17 protein-coding genes are annotated in these 16,187 nt (G+C 61.2%); 9 read left to right on the forward strand and 8 right to left on the reverse strand.

The window, feature by feature from the left end; translation table 11 throughout:
- Positions 1 to 2 precede the first annotated feature (2 nt).
- The 3 genes from V6R85_RS04090 (at position 3) to dxs (ending at position 3,301) form a co-directional block, all read left to right on the forward strand.
- Complete coding sequence (locus tag V6R85_RS04090; RefSeq protein WP_003503059.1) at positions 3 to 257, forward strand: exodeoxyribonuclease VII small subunit; 255 nt, start codon at positions 3 to 5, stop codon at positions 255 to 257.
- Positions 258 to 358: 101 nt separating this feature from the next.
- Positions 359 to 1,282, forward strand: coding sequence for a pirin family protein (locus V6R85_RS04095; protein WP_111833667.1), 924 nt, complete (start codon positions 359 to 361; stop codon positions 1,280 to 1,282).
- Positions 1,283 to 1,381: 99 nt separating this feature from the next.
- Positions 1,382 to 3,301: a 1-deoxy-D-xylulose-5-phosphate synthase gene (gene dxs, locus V6R85_RS04100; RefSeq protein WP_003503063.1), complete on the forward strand. Its 1,920-nt coding sequence runs from the start codon at positions 1,382 to 1,384 to the stop codon at positions 3,299 to 3,301.
- 42 nt (positions 3,302 to 3,343) lie between these two features.
- Here the strand turns inward: dxs and V6R85_RS04105 are convergent, their stop codons facing one another.
- A complete protein-coding gene (locus tag V6R85_RS04105; RefSeq protein WP_003503064.1) occupies positions 3,344 to 3,706 on the reverse strand; it encodes a nuclear transport factor 2 family protein in 363 nt (120 codons plus the stop codon).
- 107 nt (positions 3,707 to 3,813) lie between these two features.
- Here V6R85_RS04105 and V6R85_RS04110 point away from each other — a divergent pair, with 107 nt between their 5' ends.
- Positions 3,814 to 4,605 (forward strand): helix-turn-helix domain-containing protein, encoded by a 792-nt coding sequence (locus tag V6R85_RS04110; protein WP_060726073.1) that lies wholly within the window; start codon positions 3,814 to 3,816, stop codon positions 4,603 to 4,605.
- Between the two features lie 5 nt (positions 4,606 to 4,610).
- Entirely contained in the window at positions 4,611 to 4,925 is a 315-nt protein-coding gene (locus tag V6R85_RS04115; RefSeq protein ID WP_003503068.1) for a putative quinol monooxygenase, read from the forward strand.
- Here the strand turns inward: V6R85_RS04115 and V6R85_RS04120 are convergent.
- Positions 4,922 to 5,305 (reverse strand): ACT domain-containing protein, encoded by a 384-nt coding sequence (locus V6R85_RS04120; protein ID WP_087743464.1) that lies wholly within the window; start codon positions 5,303 to 5,305, stop codon positions 4,922 to 4,924. The two genes, V6R85_RS04115 and V6R85_RS04120, sit on opposite strands and share 4 nt — an antisense overlap.
- Positions 5,306 to 5,395: 90 nt before the next feature.
- Positions 5,396 to 5,848, reverse strand: a complete 453-nt coding sequence (locus V6R85_RS04125; RefSeq protein ID WP_336377021.1) for an Lrp/AsnC family transcriptional regulator — start codon at positions 5,846 to 5,848, stop codon at positions 5,396 to 5,398.
- Positions 5,849 to 5,968: 120 nt separating this feature from the next.
- Between V6R85_RS04125 and V6R85_RS04130 the strand changes: the two genes are divergently transcribed.
- Positions 5,969 to 6,931: a nucleoside recognition domain-containing protein gene (locus V6R85_RS04130; protein ID WP_111833668.1), complete on the forward strand. Its 963-nt coding sequence runs from the start codon at positions 5,969 to 5,971 to the stop codon at positions 6,929 to 6,931.
- Positions 6,932 to 7,013: 82 nt separating this feature from the next.
- Here the strand turns inward: V6R85_RS04130 and V6R85_RS04135 are convergent, their stop codons facing one another.
- Positions 7,014 to 9,035, reverse strand: a complete 2,022-nt coding sequence (locus tag V6R85_RS04135) for a methyl-accepting chemotaxis protein (protein ID WP_111833669.1) — start codon at positions 9,033 to 9,035, stop codon at positions 7,014 to 7,016.
- A gap of 273 nt (positions 9,036 to 9,308) precedes the next feature.
- On the opposite strand from V6R85_RS04135, the gene V6R85_RS04140 reads away from it, so the two are divergent.
- Together V6R85_RS04140 and V6R85_RS04145 are read left to right on the forward strand one after the other, a co-directional pair.
- Positions 9,309 to 10,061, forward strand: a complete 753-nt coding sequence (locus V6R85_RS04140; protein ID WP_003503077.1) for a TlyA family RNA methyltransferase — start codon at positions 9,309 to 9,311, stop codon at positions 10,059 to 10,061.
- On the forward strand, positions 10,058 to 11,308 hold the full coding sequence (locus tag V6R85_RS04145) for a class I SAM-dependent RNA methyltransferase (RefSeq protein ID WP_111833670.1): 1,251 nt from the start codon (positions 10,058 to 10,060) through the stop codon (positions 11,306 to 11,308). The genes V6R85_RS04140 and V6R85_RS04145 overlap by 4 nt, the downstream gene beginning before the upstream one ends.
- A 113-nt stretch (positions 11,309 to 11,421) precedes the next feature.
- Here the strand turns inward: V6R85_RS04145 and V6R85_RS04150 are convergent, their stop codons facing one another.
- The 3 genes from V6R85_RS04150 to V6R85_RS04160 form a co-directional block, all read right to left on the reverse strand.
- Positions 11,422 to 11,739 carry a hypothetical protein gene (locus V6R85_RS04150; RefSeq protein WP_003503086.1) on the reverse strand — a complete coding sequence of 106 codons (318 nt, stop codon included), beginning with the start codon at positions 11,737 to 11,739 and terminating at the stop codon, positions 11,422 to 11,424.
- Positions 11,740 to 11,828: 89 nt separating this feature from the next.
- The gene (locus V6R85_RS04155) at positions 11,829 to 12,587 is read right to left on the reverse strand and encodes a crotonase/enoyl-CoA hydratase family protein (RefSeq protein ID WP_111833671.1); all 759 of its coding nucleotides are present in this window, start codon (positions 12,585 to 12,587) and stop codon (positions 11,829 to 11,831) included.
- 10 nt (positions 12,588 to 12,597) lie between these two features.
- Positions 12,598 to 14,382 (reverse strand): acyl-CoA dehydrogenase, encoded by a 1,785-nt coding sequence (locus tag V6R85_RS04160; protein WP_099085610.1) that lies wholly within the window; start codon positions 14,380 to 14,382, stop codon positions 12,598 to 12,600.
- Positions 14,383 to 14,604: 222 nt separating this feature from the next.
- Between V6R85_RS04160 and V6R85_RS04165 the strand changes: the two genes are divergently transcribed.
- On the forward strand, positions 14,605 to 15,600 hold the full coding sequence (locus tag V6R85_RS04165; RefSeq protein ID WP_035212536.1) for a transporter: 996 nt from the start codon (positions 14,605 to 14,607) through the stop codon (positions 15,598 to 15,600).
- A 58-nt stretch (positions 15,601 to 15,658) separates the two neighbouring features.
- Here V6R85_RS04165 and V6R85_RS04170 read toward each other — a convergent pair whose 3' ends face one another.
- Positions 15,659 to 16,177: a BA14K family protein gene (locus V6R85_RS04170; protein WP_003503093.1), complete on the reverse strand. Its 519-nt coding sequence runs from the start codon at positions 16,175 to 16,177 to the stop codon at positions 15,659 to 15,661.
- Positions 16,178 to 16,187 lie beyond the last annotated feature (10 nt).

The following is a 16,187-nucleotide window of genomic DNA, read 5'->3' on the forward strand; positions in this document are numbered from 1 at the left end:
ACATGACGGAAAATGCCAACACAGCCGATGTCAGCGGTTATTCCTTCGAAAAAGCCGTCGCCGAGCTGGAAAGCATTGTCGCACGCCTGGAGCGCGGAGACGTGGCGCTGGACGAATCCATCGCCATCTACGAGCGTGGCGAAGCCCTGAAGAAGCACTGCGAAACGCTGTTGAACGCTGCGGAAAAGCGAATCGAGAAAATCCGTCTCGATCGCGCCGGAAAACCGCAGGGCGTCGAGCCTCTCGACGGCGAGTAAACACGTCCTGTTGAACGGTGTGACGCTGCGTTCACCATTACGGCGCTCCCACCCCGTTCCGTTCGTGCTAAGCTTTCGTGTAACGATACGAGGAGCTTGCGATGTCCTTTTTTCCCGGTAACGATCCCGACGCGGGTGATGCCTTTGCCTGCGACGCCATCGAAAACCTCATCATTCCGCGCACCAGCGATATTGGCGGCTTTGCGGTGCGCCGCGCCTTGCCGACCCGGCAGCGTCGTCTCGTCGGCCCCTTCATCTTTTTTGACCGCATGGGACCGGCGATCCTGAAGGCTGGTGATGCGCTGGACGTCAAGCCGCATCCGCATATCGGGCTTTCCACCGTCACCTATCTGTTCGACGGCGAAATCAAGCATCGCGACAGTCTCGGCACCGAACTCGTCATTCGCCCCGGAGACATTAACCTGATGACCGCCGGGCGCGGCATCGTGCATTCGGAACGCACGCCGGAAAACCTGCGCGGCCATCCGCTTTCCATGTCCGGCCTGCAGACCTGGCTTGCCCTGCCCGACCATATGGAAGAAATCGCCCCGGCCTTTGCCCATACCGCCAAGGAAGACATGCCGCTGATCGATATCAAAGGCGCTTCCGGTAGGGTGGTGATCGGCGAATTCGAGGGCCTTACCTCCCCCGTTTCGGCCTTTACCGATACGCTTTATGTCGATCTGACGCTGGAGCCGGGAGTGAAGTTTCCCTTTTCCGCCGATCATGAGGAGCGGGCGATCTATATTCTCTCCGGTTCGCTCGATGTGGCAGGCGATATCTTCGCCGCCAACCAGTTGCTCGTCTTCAGGCCGGGTGACGACATCACGCTTCAGGCCGGCAGCAATGGCTGTCACATCATGATCTTTGGTGGGGCCGCGCTCAATCAGCGCCGCTACATCTGGTGGAACTTCGTTTCGTCATCAAAAGAACGCATAGAACAGGCCAAACAGGAGTGGAGAACCGGACGCTTCGATATCGTTCCCGGCGACGAAGAAGAGTTTGTCCCTTTGCCGGAAGGTTGAAATTCTATAGAAGTGTACGACATGCAGGAATGGACCGTCGGCTTTCCCTATGAAAGACGCTCTGGCGCCCCCCGCTGACCACGAGAAAAGGCCGAACGATTGACCGGAATGCCCCAGACCCCATTGCTCGACCGGGTGAATTTTCCCTCCGATCTCAAGGAGATCGACGATCGCGACCTGCCGGAACTGGCACGGGAACTGCGCGACGAGATGATTGACGCCGTGTCGAAGACCGGTGGCCATCTGGGTGCCGGCCTTGGCGTGGTGGAATTGACGATTGCCATCCACAAGGTCTTCAACACGCCCGAGGACCGGCTGATCTTCGATGTCGGCCACCAATGTTACCCGCACAAAATCCTGACCGGCCGTCGCGAGCGCATCCGCACGCTGCGCCAGGAAGGCGGCCTTTCCGGTTTCACCCGGCGGGCCGAAAGCGAATATGACGATTTCGGCGCCGGCCATTCCTCCACCTCCATTTCCGCCGGTCTCGGCATGGCGGTGGCGGCGGGTCTCGACGAAAGCGACCGCAAGGTGATCGCCGTCATCGGCGACGGTTCCATGTCTGCCGGCATGGCGTTCGAGGCGCTCAACAATGCAGGCGCGCTCGACGCGCGGCTGATCGTCATCCTCAACGACAACGACATGTCGATTGCACCGCCGACGGGCGCGATGAGCGCTTATCTCGCCCGCCTTGCCTCCGGCCGCACCTATATGGGCTTCCGTGATTTCGGCAAGAAGCTCACAGCCTATCTCGGCAAGACCATCGACCGCGCCATTACCCGCGCCGTGACCCATGCGCGTGGTTATGTGACCGGCGGTACGCTGTTCGAGGAGCTCGGTTTCTATCACATCGGCCCGATCGACGGCCATTCCTTCGACCACCTGCTACCGGTGCTGCGCAATGTGCGCGACAACCAGAAAGGCCCTGTCCTCATCCATGTGGTGACGCAGAAAGGCAAGGGTTATGCGCCGGCGGAAGCGGCTGCGGACAAATATCACGGCGTCAACAAGTTCGACGTCATCACCGGCGCACAGGCGAAAGCCAAACCGAATGCGCCGAGCTATACCAGCGTCTTTGCCGAAGCGCTGATCCAGGAAGCGACCCTCGACGACAAGATCATCGGCGTCACCGCCGCCATGCCGAATGGTACCGGCCTCGACAAGATGGCCGAGCTTTTCCCGTCCCGCACCTTCGATGTCGGAATTGCCGAACAGCACGCTGTCACCTTCGCGGCGGGGCTTGCGGCTGACGGCTACAAGCCGTTCTGCGCGCTTTATTCCACCTTCCTGCAGCGTGGTTACGACCAGCTGGTGCATGACGTGGCGATCCAGAGCCTGCCCGTACGTTTCCCGATCGACCGCGCCGGGTTCGTCGGCGCTGACGGACCGACCCATGCCGGCTCCTTCGACACCACTTTCCTCGCCACCCTGCCCGGTATGGTGGTGATGGCGGCGGCCGACGAGGCCGAACTGAAACATATGGTACGCACGGCGGCAGCCTATGACGAAGGCCCGATTTCCTTCCGTTACCCGCGCGGCGAAGGTGTGGGCGTCGAGATGCCCGCACGCGGTGAAATCCTTGAGATCGGCAAGGGCCGCATCATCAAGGAAGGCACCAAGGTTGCGCTGCTCTCCTTCGGTACCCGGCTTGCGGAATGCCTTGCAGCCGCCGAAGATCTTGATGCCGCCGGACTTTCGACGACCGTTGCCGATGCGCGCTTTGCCAAGCCGCTCGATCTCGATCTCATCCGCCAGCTTGCGGCCCATCACGAAGTGCTGGTGACGATCGAGGAAGGCTCAGTCGGCGGTTTTGGCGCGCATGTGCTGCATTTCATGGCAAGCGCCGGATTGCTCGACCACGGCCCCAAGGTCCGGACGCTGACCCTGCCCGACCAGTGGGTGGAGCAGGCCAAGCCCGAGACCATGTATGCCAATGCCGGCCTCGACCGGGCCGGCATCGTGTCCACCGTGTTCAATGCGCTCGGCCAGCGTCAGGCCGGCGTCGGTTTCGCCGGCTGACAAGATTGCCGGGACGGGAGGCGGGACTATCCCGCCTCTGCCTCAGGATGCCGCGCCATCGAGAAAACCGACGACGTTTTCGATCCTCCCCTCGGCATCACGGCTGACGACATCGGTACCGCCGGCCACATCGTCCCCGTCAGGCGAAATGAGACGCCATGAGAAACGGGTGAAGTCGCCGTGGCCATCCGGAGTGCCGGCAAGAACGAAACGATATCCCGGAAATTTCTGCCGCGCCGCCTCGATCATCGCGGCAATTCCCTGCTGCCCCTCGCCCTGCATCAGCGGATCGACGTAACGCGTATTTTCCGACCACGCCTGACCGACGAGATGCCTGCGGCGTTCATTGTCCTCCTCGTTCCAGACCGCGAGATAGGTTTCGGCGATTGCGAGATGCTGCGTCATGATTGCGCTCCTTGTGGTTGACGGCCCAAACATGACGGGTGTCGGGAAGCGGAACAATTACCTCGGAGGTAATCGCATTGCCGATATCTTCTGCTAGGCTGCGGGGCATGACGCATCATCGAGAACATGTCGGCCAAGTGCTGAAGGAATGGCGTGCCCGCCGCAGGTTGAGCCAGCTCGATCTGGCGATTGAGGCGGAAATATCGGCGCGCCATCTGAGCTTTGTGGAAAGTGGGCGATCATCCCCCAGCCGCGACATGCTCGCGAAACTGGCGGAGCAGCTTTCGATGCCCGCCCGCGCCGCCAACCGGCTGATGCTGGCAGCGGGTTATGCGCCTATCCATTCCGAACGGCCGATGGATGCGCCTGATATGACGGCGGCCCGGCAGGCCGTCGAAACCGTGGTGCATGGGCATATGCCCTTCCCCGCCCTTGCCGTCGACCGGCACTGGAACGTCGTTCTCGCCAATGGGGCGATCACATCGCTTCTGGCCGGTGTTTCCGAGGAACTGCTTCGCCCGCCGCTTAACGCCTTGAGGCTGAGCCTGCATCCGCAGGGTTTGAGTTCGCGCATCGTCAATCTCGCCGAGTGGCGTCATCACCTGCTGGAACGCCTGCGCCGTCAGGTCGAGGAAACGGGAGACGAGGTGCTTTCTCGGCTGCATGCGGAGCTCGCGGCCTATCCCGCGCCAAAGGCCTCGTCCCATGCCGGAGCCGATCCTCTGGCCATACCGCTCCAGCTCCGTGATCCCTCTTCGGGCAGCATATTGAGCTTCATTTCAACCACCACGGTTTTCGGAACGGCGACAGACGTCACACTGGCCGAACTCGTGCTGGAGTGTTTTTACCCCGCCGACGCGGCAACCCGCGAAGCACTGATGCAAGGCGCCAAGGAGTAACACCCGTGCACACCACCTATCTCATCGGATTTCAGGTCCGTCCCGGCCAGCGCGACCGCTTTCTCGAATTACTGAATGCGCTGCTTGATGCCATGCGGCACGAAAAGACCTTCGTGAACGCAACCCTGCACCGGGATGGTGAAAACGAGAACCGCTTCCTGCTGCATGAGACCTGGAGCGACCATCAGGATGTCATCGACGTTCAGATTCACCGGCCCTATCGGCAGGCATGGCACGACGCCCTGCCCGATCTTCTGGATGCCCCGCGCGATATTTCCGTCTGGCACCCCATGCGCGCGGATCATGCTCACAAATCCTAGACGAGTGAATGTCCTGCATTTGCCAGCAGCTCGCGCGCTTTCTCCAGATCCTTCGATTTCACCAGCAGGTGATCGCCATCGAAAGTCGAAACCACGAATATCCCTATGTCGTTGGTCGATAGCGGTTCGATCACCGAGAGAACGATGCCCGTCTCATCAAAGGCGAACGGACCCTGAAGTTTGAGACAGTTCCAGCCGGTATCGGCCTGAACATCATCAGGGATTCGCTCCTGGCGGCAGACGACGGAAAGCTCGTCATCGGTCCGGCTGATGCTGAGAAAACCTGCGCCATCGACCCAGGCTGGAATGGATGCATCGGCATGGAGCCGGGCCACGCCATAGGCGCCATCCAGAAGTCTTAACTTAACGCGAGGCGTCATCTGAAAACTGCCTTCCCGAAAGCCAGACACGGCTTTCTTTGGGTTAAAGGGAATGATTAAACGCTTCCCCCTGATGCAATGCCATCAGTTTCAAAGCCTGATGGCCGTTTCTTCTTTCGCCGTCTTGATAACGACCATGGTAAAAAAGCGCGCCACATTGTGCTGGTCGCGGAACAACCGGTCGCACAGGGCATCGAACTCTTCCATATCCCGCAGGCGCAGCATCAGCACGACATCGGATGCGCCGGTGACGGCATAGGCCTGCGACACGGCCTCTTCGGCGCTCGCAATATCCAGAAAGCGCCGCATATGCTGCTCGCCGTGCAATTTCAGCTCCACCGTCACCAGAGCCTTGATCACCCGCCCCGCCTTTGCGGGATTAAGGATCGCCACAATGCGATCGATCACGCCCGACTTGCGCAGCCGCTGCAGGCGGCGCAGGCAACTGGACGGGGACAGCCCGACCTCATCGGCTATATCCACATTGGTGCGCGAGGCGTCGCCCTGCAAGAGATTCAGAAGTTTCCTGTCAATCCTGTCCATGCCGGCAGCATATCGCCGACTGACACATTTGCAATAAAATTGCATGAAACTGCAATCTTTGACCACAAATGCGAACGGGCCGGGATTAGTGAATGGGAACAATCTTCAGGGAGCCTTCACATGTCACTTTTCCTGCCCGTCTGGCAAAAAACGCGGGAAACGCTAGCAATCTACTGGGTGCTTGTGCGGATCACGGTTCCAATCGCCATTCTGACCGAGCTATTGTCGAGGATGGGCGCGATCGAGGCGGTGGCGCCTGCCTTTGCGCCGGTCATGAACCTCATCGGCCTGCCGCCGGAACTCGGTCTTGCCTGGCTGACCGCAATGCTGGTCGGCATATGGGGTGCGGTGCCGCTCATCTTCACACTTGTACCCGCGTCGTCGCTCACCGTTGCTGATATCACCGTTTTTTCGGCGCTCATCCTGTTCGCCCATGGCCTGCCCATCGAACAGAAGATCATTGAAAAGGCGGGACCGGGCATGATTGTCACCACGGCGCTGCGCGTCGGCGGCGGATTGCTCTATGCCTTTCTCCTGCACCAGCTTCTGGAAGCGACGGGATGGTTGTCAGGCCCGGCAAACCCTGCCTGGATTGCGATGGGCGCCACGCCTGAATGGACCGCCTATTTCCTCGGTCTCGGTGAAACCATGGTCTGGATGCTCGTCATCCTGCTTGCCCTTTCCTTTTGCCTTGAAATCCTCAGGCTCACCGGCCTCCTGGCGCTGATGATGAAAGCGCTTTCGCCCCTGCTGCGTCTTGCGGGCATTCGCGGCGAGGCCGAACATCTCACCGCCATCGGATTGTTCCTGGGAATTTCCTACGGCGCCGGCTTCCTGATCCGCGAGGCGCAATCGGGGACGATATCACCGCGTCAGGTGTTTCTGTCCTGTGTGTTCATGGGTTTTGCCCATAGCGTGATTGAAGACACGCTCGTGGTGATGTCGCTGGGCGCCGATGTCTATGGCGTTCTGGCCGGACGCCTCGTTTTCGCTGTTGCCGCAACCGCCGTCATTGCCGCCCTGCTTCACCGCCTGTCGGATGAGCTGTTCTTTACGCGGATGTTCCGGCTACAGGGCACATAAGCGGCGTTACCCGCCTGAAAACGCCGATGCAAAAAGGGGGCCTTTCGGCCCCCAATTCATAGGTTCACTCTGAAAGCCAGGCTCAGAACTCCGTCCAGTCCTGATCCTTCGCGGCCGGTGCTTCGGCAGCGCCACCGAAGGCGCGGGCGAGGCTCTGGCCGAGCGCACGGGCCGGCGAAGCGACGGGCCTTGCGGTTGTGGAGGCCGATTTTACCGGAGCCTTGCGAACCGGCGCGGCCGGTGCTGACTGGAAGGCAGGCTTTGCCGAAGACTGGCGCGGCGCGGAATAGCCGCCGGCGCTCGCAACGGCAGCGCGCGCGCCACCCATCCTGAACTGGCCGAGCAGGCTGTTCAGCGCTTCCGCTTCGCGGGCCAGCGAATGGCTGGCGGCGGTCTGCTGTTCCACCATGGCGGCATTCTGCTGCGTGCCCTGATCCATGGTGTTCACGGCCGTGTTGATTTCCTGCAGGCCGGTTGCCTGTTCGCGGGAAGCAACGACGATGGCGCTGACATGAGCATTGATCTCTTCGACTTCCGCCACGATGAGTTCCAGCGCCTTGCCGGTTTCATCGACAAGATTGACGCCGTTTTCCACCTGCTGGCTGGAAGCGCCGATAAGCGTCTTGATTTCCTTGGCGGCATTGGCGGAACGCTGGGCGAGTTCGCGGACTTCCTGCGCAACCACCGCAAAACCCTTGCCGGCATCACCGGCGCGGGCGGCTTCCACGCCGGCGTTCAACGCCAGCAGGTTGGTCTGGAAGGCGATATCGTCGATGACACCGATGATGTTGCCGATTTCGCCTGAGGACTTCTCGATTTCGCGCATGGCGGCAACCGCCCTGCGGACCACGACGCCGGACTTTTCCGCACCGGCGCGGGCGCGCTGGACCAGATTACCGGCATCTTCCGCACCGCGGGCGCTATCGCGCACGGTGGTGGTGACTTCTTCCAGGGCTGCAGCGGTTTCCTCGATGGAGGCAGCCTGCTGCTCGGTGCGGCGCGACAGATCGTCGGCAGCGGAGAGCATTTCCGAAGCGCCGGAATTGATGGCGGCAGCGTTCTCGCCAACGGTTTTGAGCGCCTGCTGCAGCTTGTCGACAGCGCTGTTGAAATTGAGGCGCACCGGATCGATGGCAGGCACAAAAGGCGTTTCAATGCGATAGGAAAGATCGCCATCCGCAAGAGCGGCAAGGCCCTTGCCAAGCTCGGCGCTGGCGAAGGCGCTGGCGGCTTCGTCCCGCGCCTTTTCCTCCTCGTTGCGGCGACGTTCGGTCTCGGTGGCGGAGCGCATGCGCTCGGTCTCGCCGGCAAGGCGGGATTTTTCCAGCCCGGCTTCCTTGAAGACGAGAACGGCCTTCGCCATCTTGCCGACTTCGTCGCCACGATCCGTGGCAGGCACTTCCGTCGCCAGATCGCCATCGGCGAGACGGCTCATGGCCGCTGTCATGCCAACGATCGGCGTGACAATGGAGTGCGACAGAGCCCAGATGAGGGCAACGGCCAGAAGACCGGCAACCGCGCCGCCACCCAGAAGCGCATATTTAAGGTTCAATGCCGCTGCCTGCTGTTCCGCCGCGTAAGCGGTGGACAGGCCGTTCAGCTGTTCCTTGATCTTGGCGGCGGAGGTGCGGAAGCCATCGAGCTGGCCCTTCGCCTGATTGCGGCCGATCTCGATGATTTCGGAAATCGGCGCTTCCGTCGTCTTTCGCGCAGCGATCTGCGGTTCCGCCAGTTCCTTGAAGAACACGGTGGCGGATTTCTGCATGTCGTCGATGGATTTCAGGATGTCCGGGCGGCCGACGGCCAGCGTGCGGGCTTCATCGAGCTTCTTCAGCATCAGGTCGCGCTGGGCGAACACATCATTATAGGTGCTGTCGCTGCGGAACAGCAGGAAGCCGCGCTGGTTGACGGCCTGTTCCAGCATGGCGGCCGTCGCGCCATCCACTGCCTGGATGATATCCTTGGTGCGGTTGTTTTCGATCGTGACACGCTCGCTCCCCAGCGTCTGCCAGAATACGACCGCAGACGCGAGCAGACACACACTCATCAGGGCGCAGAAGGTGGCTATGAGCTTCAGGTTAATGGGGAGATTTTTCAGCGACATCGCAAACTCTCTCGGCGACCTGATGCCTCGAAGCAAGCGTCTGCGCTGCAACGGTCGCAATTTTGTGGATGGGAGGAGACGCCGTCATGGCAGGTTCCGGTGGCCGCACGGGCCTTGCGCACAAAGTGCTATACAAGCCTTTATATTGGATTAATCGAACATTCTGACTTTGCGGTGCAACATCGCCATTATGGCCGGCAGCGGGCATTGCCGGCCCGTCCCGGCGATAAATCGCTTGCATCGGCGGAGTTTGGCGGTCATTGACACGGAACCATGTCCAAAACATCTGAAAATGAACGGCTTGACCAGCTTCTTGTGTCGCTCGGCCACTTTGCCAGCCGCTCGCGTGCACGCGACGCGATTGCGCGCGGCACCGTGAGCGTCAACGGCAAGACCGTCACCAAACCGAGCCAGACCGTCGCCGGCAATGCCGAGATCGCCATCAGCGATCCCGCGCAGGCTTACGTCTCCCGCGCCGCCCTCAAGCTGACAGCCGCGCTCGATCATTTCCGGCTCGACCCGAAGGGCCATGACTGTCTTGATGTCGGCGCTTCGACTGGTGGTTTTACCGAGGTGCTGCTTCATCGTGGTGCTAAACACGTCACCGCCATCGATGTCGGGCACGGGCAGATGCATCCAAGGATCGAGAACGATCCGCGTGTGACCAATCTGGAAGGGCTGAATGCGCGCTACCTGACGGCAGAGGATATCGATGACCGGGCCATCGGTTTCATCGTCTCCGACGTGTCCTTCATTTCGCTGAAGCTCGCACTTGCCCCGGCACTTGAGCTTGCTGGATCGGGCGCTCTGGCTGTCCTGCTGGTGAAGCCGCAATTCGAGGCGGGCCGCGACGCCATCAGCAAGGCCGGGCTTTTGAAGGAGCCGGAAACCGCGCCTGCCGTGGCCGCCGAACTGGAACGCTGGCTGACGGAGGACATGGGCTGGAAAAGCCTTGGCCTCATTCCCTCGCCGATTTCCGGCGGTGACGGCAATATCGAATTTCTTCTCGGAGGCGAAAAGCCATGAGTACACAGACCGTCACCATCAAGAGCCTCGGCGCGCAGGGCGACGGCATCGCGCACTGTCCCGACGGCCCGGTCTATGTGCCCTTCGCGCTGCCCGGTGAAACGGTCGCCATCGCCAAGGTCAAGGATCACGGCACCGTCATGTCGATAACGGAAGCCTCGGCGCAGCGCCGTGAACCTGCCTGCCGCCACTTCGGTCCCGATGGCAAGAACGGCACCTGCGGCGGCTGTTCGCTGCAGCATCTTTCCGATCAGCCTTACCATGCCTACAAGCGGGAGCTGGTGGTTTCGGCGCTGAAATCGAAGGGCCTGACGCCTGATGTGGACGATCTTGTCATCTGTCGCCCCGGCGAACGCCGCCGCGCGGTGTTCGCCGCCCGCAAGACGGAAAAGGGCCTGCTGCTCGGCTTCAGCCAGGCAAACAGCCATCACATCGTCGCCATCGAGGAATGTCCCGTCACCTCGCCGGGCATCGTCTCGCGGCTGGACGCCATCCGCGCCATCGGCCTTTCCATGGTGGCGAACGCCGAGCCGTTCCGCATCACCGTTCTCGAAACGCTCTCCGGTCTCGATATTTCCGTCGAGGGCATCAAGTCGGTCAATGACAAGCAGCGGCGCACGCTCACGGAAACAGTGCTGGCCATGCGCGGCATTGCCCGCGTCTCGCTTGCCGGCGAAATCCTGATCGAACCGCAGAAGCCGATCATCGAATTCGGCGGTGTTCCCGTTTCGCCGCCGGCCGGCGGTTTCACGCAGGCGACGAAGCAGGCGGAAGACGCCATGGCCGAGCTGGTGCTTGCCCATATCGGCAAATCCAAACGCATTGCCGATCTGTTCTGCGGTTCCGGCACCTTTGCGCTGCGGCTTGCGCGCGTCGGCAGAGTTCATGCGGTGGAAGCGGAAGACAAGCCGTTGAAGGCACTGGATTTCGCCGCCCGCAACACGCAGGGCCTGAAGCCGGTCAGCGTCGAGAAACGCGATCTCTTCCGCCGGCCGCTGATGACAAGCGAATTGAAGAATTACGATGCTGTCGTATTCGATCCACCGCGCGCCGGTGCGGAATTCCAGTGCAAGGAACTGGCCCGCAGCACGGTGAAGAAGATCGTTGCCGTGAGCTGCAACCCGCTGACGCTTGCGCGCGATCTCGACATCCTGACCGAGGGCGGCTATCGCATCACCCGCGTCACGCCGGTTGACCAGTTCCTGTGGTCGCCGCATGTGGAAGCGGTGGCGACGCTGGAGAAATAAGCAATCCGGGCGCAGAGCCGCTTAGCGAAGCTGACGCAACGCTTCATATGCCTGCAATTCCAACGGCCCTCATTCCTTTGCTTGTCACAGGAATGAGGGCGGAGGGGTCACTCTTACCAGGCCGTATCGACCGTGCCGTTGCCGACCACGCCCGAGCAGCGGCAGGCACCGCCCACACGGCCGCGCTCCAGCGGGCAGATATAGGGCCGGCGGCGGTTGGCGCTGTCCGGCGGGGTGATGACGCAGACGAAACGCGCGCGGCGCTGGCGGTCGCGGTTATTGCCGGAATAGAAGTTCGGGCTATCGTCGTCCGTGGACTGCGCCAGAATGACGTCGTTGGTGGAAGCCGCTGGAGCGCGTGTTATCGCCGCCGCTTCGGCAATCGTCGCGGCGGATAGGAAGACAGTCAGGGCGAAAACGAAGTGACGCATGTGGGTGGCCTTCGGACAATGACGTTGCGTTATCTAACCCAAGCCATATTGCCCGGTTGCTTAACCGCAAGGAATTCCTGCCCGCACACTTAACGACGCATGAATGCCTCGAAGGCGGCTCGCGCTTCCGAACTTTGCAGCTGCGCGATGAAATGGCGGCCTTCCTCTTCGATGCGGGCGAGAATATCGGCCGGGTTGCCGCGAACCAGATCGCGGGCGATCTTCAGCGCCTGCTGTGGTTTGGCGGCAAGGCGGGTGGCAAGCGCCAGCGTTTCGGTTTCGACATGTTCGGGGGCGACGACTTTCCAGATCATCCCGGCCTGCAATGCCTGCTCGGCGGAAAAACCCTCGCCCATGGCAAGCAGCGCAAAGGCGCGCTGGTGGCCCATAAGCTTCGGCACAAGCAGGCTGGAGGCCGCTTCCGGCACCAGCGCCAGATCCACGAAGGGCGTCTTGAACAGGCTACGGCTGGAAGCGACCGTCAGGTCGCAATGCAGGTTCAGCGTCGTGCCGATGCCGATGGCGAGCCCGTCCACGCCTGATACCATTGGCTTGTCGAAGGCGACGAGCGCTTTCAAAAGTTCCAATGCGGCGAGTTTGCCCTTACCGCCCGACATGGCGAAGGCGAGAAAATCGGCCATGTCGTTACCGGCGGAAAAGCAGCCTTCCGTACCGAGAAACGCAACGACGCGGATGTCCGGATCCGCATTGGCGGCATGCAGGGCCTCGGCCATGCGCAGATACATGGCATCGGTGATGGCGTTTTTCTTGTCTGGCCGGTTGAAGCGGATGGTCAGAACCTCCGGCGCATGACCCACCCGCTCGACGAGAATATGATCGTTCGACATCTGAGCCTCCTCAAGCCAGTACGGTGCGGGCGGCAGCAAGGCTTGCCGCGCCTGATATAACGCGATCCTTCAGCGCCGCCGTTTCCGCCAGCAGGTTTTCCGCTGCGAAGCGGCAAAGTGCGGCGCGATGCCCACCCCTGCCATCATCGACAGAGACCAATGCGCCCTTGGCGAGATAGGCGCCTGTCAGCGCCAGACCGAAGAGGCGCTGATAGGGTGTCGCGCCGGCGAGTGCCGTTTCGGTTTCGCCCGCCTTGATGCGGTCCAGCAGCCAGTCGGTCGCCGTTTCCAGATCGTTGAGGCTGGCTTCAAGATAAGGGGCCGTCTCACCGAGATCATCGCGGTTCGATGCGGCTGTCCGGGCGGCGATCTCGCGCAGTTCTGCGATGAAACCGCGCACCTGCGCGCCCTCGGAGAGCGGCAGTTTGCGCAGCACCAGATCGATGGCCTGAATGCCGTTTGTGCCTTCGTAGATCGGCGCGATGCGGGCATCACGCAGATAACGCGCCGCGCCGGTTTCCTCGATGAAGCCCATGCCGCCATGCACCTGAATGCCCATGGAGGCGACATCCACACCGGCATCGGTGGAGAAGGATTTTGCGATCGGGGTCAGAAGGGCAGCGCGCTCCTGCCAGTGAGCGCGCTGCCGGGCGTCTTCGCTCGCATGCGCCATATCGATGGCATGCGCGCAGCTGAAGGAAATCGCCCGCGACCCTTGAGTCAGCGCCTTCATCGTCAGAAGCGTTCTGGCGACATCAGGGTGTTCGATAATCGGGCTCATGCCGGAGCCCTGCCAGCCGGGCGCCTTGCCCTGCGTGCGCTCCCTGGCGTATTCGATCGCCTTCTGGGTCGCCGCTTCGCAGATCGCCACGCCCTGCATGCCGACGGCAAGGCGGGCGTTGTTCATCATGGTGAACATGCAGGCGAGGCCCTTGTTCTCTTCGCCGACCAGCCAGCCGAGAGCGCCCTTTTCATCTCCGAATTTCCCGTCGCCGAAGATCATCGTGCAGGTGGGCGAACCATGAATGCCGAGCTTGTGCTCCAGCGAATGGCAGAAAAGGTCGTTGCGGCCACCCGGCGCACCGTTTTCATCAGGCAGGAATTTCGGAACGAGGAACAGCGAGATGCCGCGCGTGCCGGCCGGCGCATCCGGAAGGCGGGCGAGAACGAGGTGGATGATGTTGTCAGCCGCGTCGTGTTCGCCCCAGGTGATGAAAATCTTCTGGCCGAAGATGCGGTAGGTGCCGTCGCCATTGCGCTCCGCACGGGTCTTCAACACGCCAAGGTCCGAACCCGCATGCGGCTCGGTCAGGTTCATGGTGCCGGTCCATTCGCCGGAAACGAGTTTCGGAAGATAGATGCGCTTGAGATCATTGCTGCCGTGGGCGACGATGGCTTCCACCGCGCCCATGGTCAGCGTCGGCGCCAGCGCGAAGGCCATGGAGCCGGAATTCCACATTTCGAGTGCAGCGACATTCAGCATATGCGGCAGGTTCTGGCCGCCGAACTCTTCCGGCGCGGTCAGGCTGTTCCAGCCCGCTTCCGCCCAGCGGCGGTAAAGATCGGCCCAACCGTCAGGCGTCGTCACCTTGCCGTCGGCGAGCTTCGCGCCCTGACGGTCGCCAATATCGGCGAGCGGTGCGACCTGTTCCGTGGCGAAACGGCCAGCTTCCTGCAGGATGGCATCCACGAGGTCTTCACCGAGATCGCCAAGCACACCCTTTGAAAGCGCGTCTCCAAGACCCGCTACATGTTTGAGTGTAAAGGCGATATCATCCACCGGCGCGCTATACATGCTGCCTCCTCCCGAAGCTCTGGCATCTTGCTACTGGCTTCGGGCTAAATGATTTTTACGTAAACGTCAATTTGAAAATTCCCGTCATTTCGACGGGATTGTTATAAAACTGTCATATGAATTTGCTCAGCATGCGCTGAAAGTCGCCCGACGACGCCGCTGCTCCCACACCGGAACGACGGGCGCCTCCCTCCTCCCATCCAGCCGGTCAGGACTGCCACGATGGATCTCATAACGCCAGTTATTCCAGGCCTTGTCTGGGCCTATCAATTCCACCCCGGCACAGCCCCGTGCCGCCGGCTTGCACCCGATGCGGGCTTTCACGAAATGGCCGAGTGCGAAGGCTTCTTCTGGCTGCATCTCAATCTCGCCGATCAGCGCGTAGCGGGTTTTCTCGAGACCATCGACGGTCTCGATCCGGCAGCGCGCGCAAGCCTCACCACCCATGAGACACATCCGTCCATCGTGGTCGATGAAAAATCGCTCTATGGCACGCTGGTCGATTTCCAGCGGGAATTCGACAAGGAAACGCGCGATTTCGGCTGGTTGCATTTTGCGGTAAGCGACCGCTTCATCATCACCACCCGCCTGCAGCCGCTGCATTCGGTGGACCGGCTGAAGGCGGCGGTCGACAAGAATTCCAACCGCTATCTCACACCGTCACATGTGTTCGAAGGCCTCGTCGCCGAATTCCAGCGCTCGCTCATCAATCTGGTGATGGAGACGACGGAGGAACTGAACGCCATCGAGGATCTGGTCTATGACAGCGAGACACGCGACGAACGGCGGCGGCTCGCCCCGCTGCGCCGCACGGTGGTTCGCCTGCACCGGCATCTGCGCACCGTGCTGACGCTGATGCGGCGGGCTTCGGCCGCCGATGATGACGAAATGCCTGACGGTTTCGAGGATGTCGCCTCACGCCTGATGGGCCGCCTTGAGGCTGTCGATCATGACGTCTATGCCCTGCAGGAGCGTGCAAGGCTGCTGCACGAAGAAATCGATTCCAAACTCTCGTCCGAAACCAACCGGCACCTTTATATCCTGTCGCTGATGACGGCATTCCTGCTGCCGCCATCGCTGGTGACCGGTTTCTTCGGCATGAATACGGATGAACTGCCGTTTACCGTCGGCACCGGCGGCACGCTGTCGGCCAGCATCTTCATCGTGATTTCGGTTGCACTCGCCTGGTTCGTGCTGAAGCGCGCACGAATCCTGTAACGTAAAAAGCCGCCCGGTCGTAACCGGACGGCTCTGTCAATTTCAGCCTGACATTCTATCAGCTGTAAGGCGAATAGCAGGGCTGACGCGGGCCATGGTAAGGCTGGAACGTGTTGCTATAGGCATCGTAGGAACGATAGCGGCCATAGCACCAGTTCACATGCGCCTGGCTCATACCGCCACGGCGGACCGGACGATATTCGCGATAGACCGGACGCGGACGATATTCGGGAACCGGACGGTAGACTTCACGCGGCTGCGACAGCGCGCCGCCGATGATCGCACCCGTCGCAAAGGCTGCGAGCGGGAACCAGTAACCGTCATGATGACGATAACCCGGGCGGTAATCACGATAGCCGCGATGGCCGCCATACCAGCCTCGACGTCCGCCATCCCAGTCGCGACGGTCGCGCCAGTACTGCACATTCACGATATTCTTGCTGGCGTCGTTGCCCACCGTCTCGACACTCTTCGGCGCCATTGGTAGTGGCATCGCTGCTTCTGCCGGAACAATCGCTCCTGCTACCACGATCGCAGAAAGACCGACAGCCAAGATATTCTTCATATAGTCTCTCATCTGACTTCCT

This window comes from Agrobacterium sp. CCNWLW32 (assembly GCF_037083425.1).
In the GTDB taxonomy this organism is placed as follows: Bacteria; Pseudomonadota; Alphaproteobacteria; order Rhizobiales; family Rhizobiaceae; genus Agrobacterium; species Agrobacterium radiobacter.

Bases quoted from the DNA above. Each gene is read 5' to 3' on its own strand.
- V6R85_RS04090 (WP_003503059.1), top strand. From the start codon at position 3: ATGACGGAAAATGCCAACACAGCCGATGTCAGCGGTTATTCCTTCGAA.
- V6R85_RS04095 (WP_111833667.1), top strand. From the start codon at position 359: ATGTCCTTTTTTCCCGGTAACGATCCCGACGCGGGTGATGCCTTTGCC.
- V6R85_RS04105 (WP_003503064.1), bottom strand. From the start codon at position 3,706: ATGACGCAGCATCTCGCAATCGCCGAAACCTATCTCGCGGTCTGGAAC.
- V6R85_RS04110 (WP_060726073.1), top strand. From the start codon at position 3,814: ATGACGCATCATCGAGAACATGTCGGCCAAGTGCTGAAGGAATGGCGT.
- V6R85_RS04120 (WP_087743464.1), bottom strand. From the start codon at position 5,305: ATGACGCCTCGCGTTAAGTTAAGACTTCTGGATGGCGCCTATGGCGTG.
- V6R85_RS04125 (WP_336377021.1), bottom strand. From the start codon at position 5,848: ATGGACAGGATTGACAGGAAACTTCTGAATCTCTTGCAGGGCGACGCC.
- V6R85_RS04130 (WP_111833668.1), top strand. From the start codon at position 5,969: ATGTCACTTTTCCTGCCCGTCTGGCAAAAAACGCGGGAAACGCTAGCA.
- V6R85_RS04135 (WP_111833669.1), bottom strand. From the start codon at position 9,035: ATGTCGCTGAAAAATCTCCCCATTAACCTGAAGCTCATAGCCACCTTC.
- V6R85_RS04140 (WP_003503077.1), top strand. From the start codon at position 9,309: ATGTCCAAAACATCTGAAAATGAACGGCTTGACCAGCTTCTTGTGTCG.
- V6R85_RS04145 (WP_111833670.1), top strand. From the start codon at position 10,058: ATGAGTACACAGACCGTCACCATCAAGAGCCTCGGCGCGCAGGGCGAC.
- V6R85_RS04150 (WP_003503086.1), bottom strand. From the start codon at position 11,739: ATGCGTCACTTCGTTTTCGCCCTGACTGTCTTCCTATCCGCCGCGACG.
- V6R85_RS04155 (WP_111833671.1), bottom strand. From the start codon at position 12,587: ATGTCGAACGATCATATTCTCGTCGAGCGGGTGGGTCATGCGCCGGAG.
- V6R85_RS04160 (WP_099085610.1), bottom strand. From the start codon at position 14,382: ATGTATAGCGCGCCGGTGGATGATATCGCCTTTACACTCAAACATGTA.
- V6R85_RS04165 (WP_035212536.1), top strand. From the start codon at position 14,605: ATGGATCTCATAACGCCAGTTATTCCAGGCCTTGTCTGGGCCTATCAA.
- V6R85_RS04170 (WP_003503093.1), bottom strand. From the start codon at position 16,177: ATGAGAGACTATATGAAGAATATCTTGGCTGTCGGTCTTTCTGCGATC.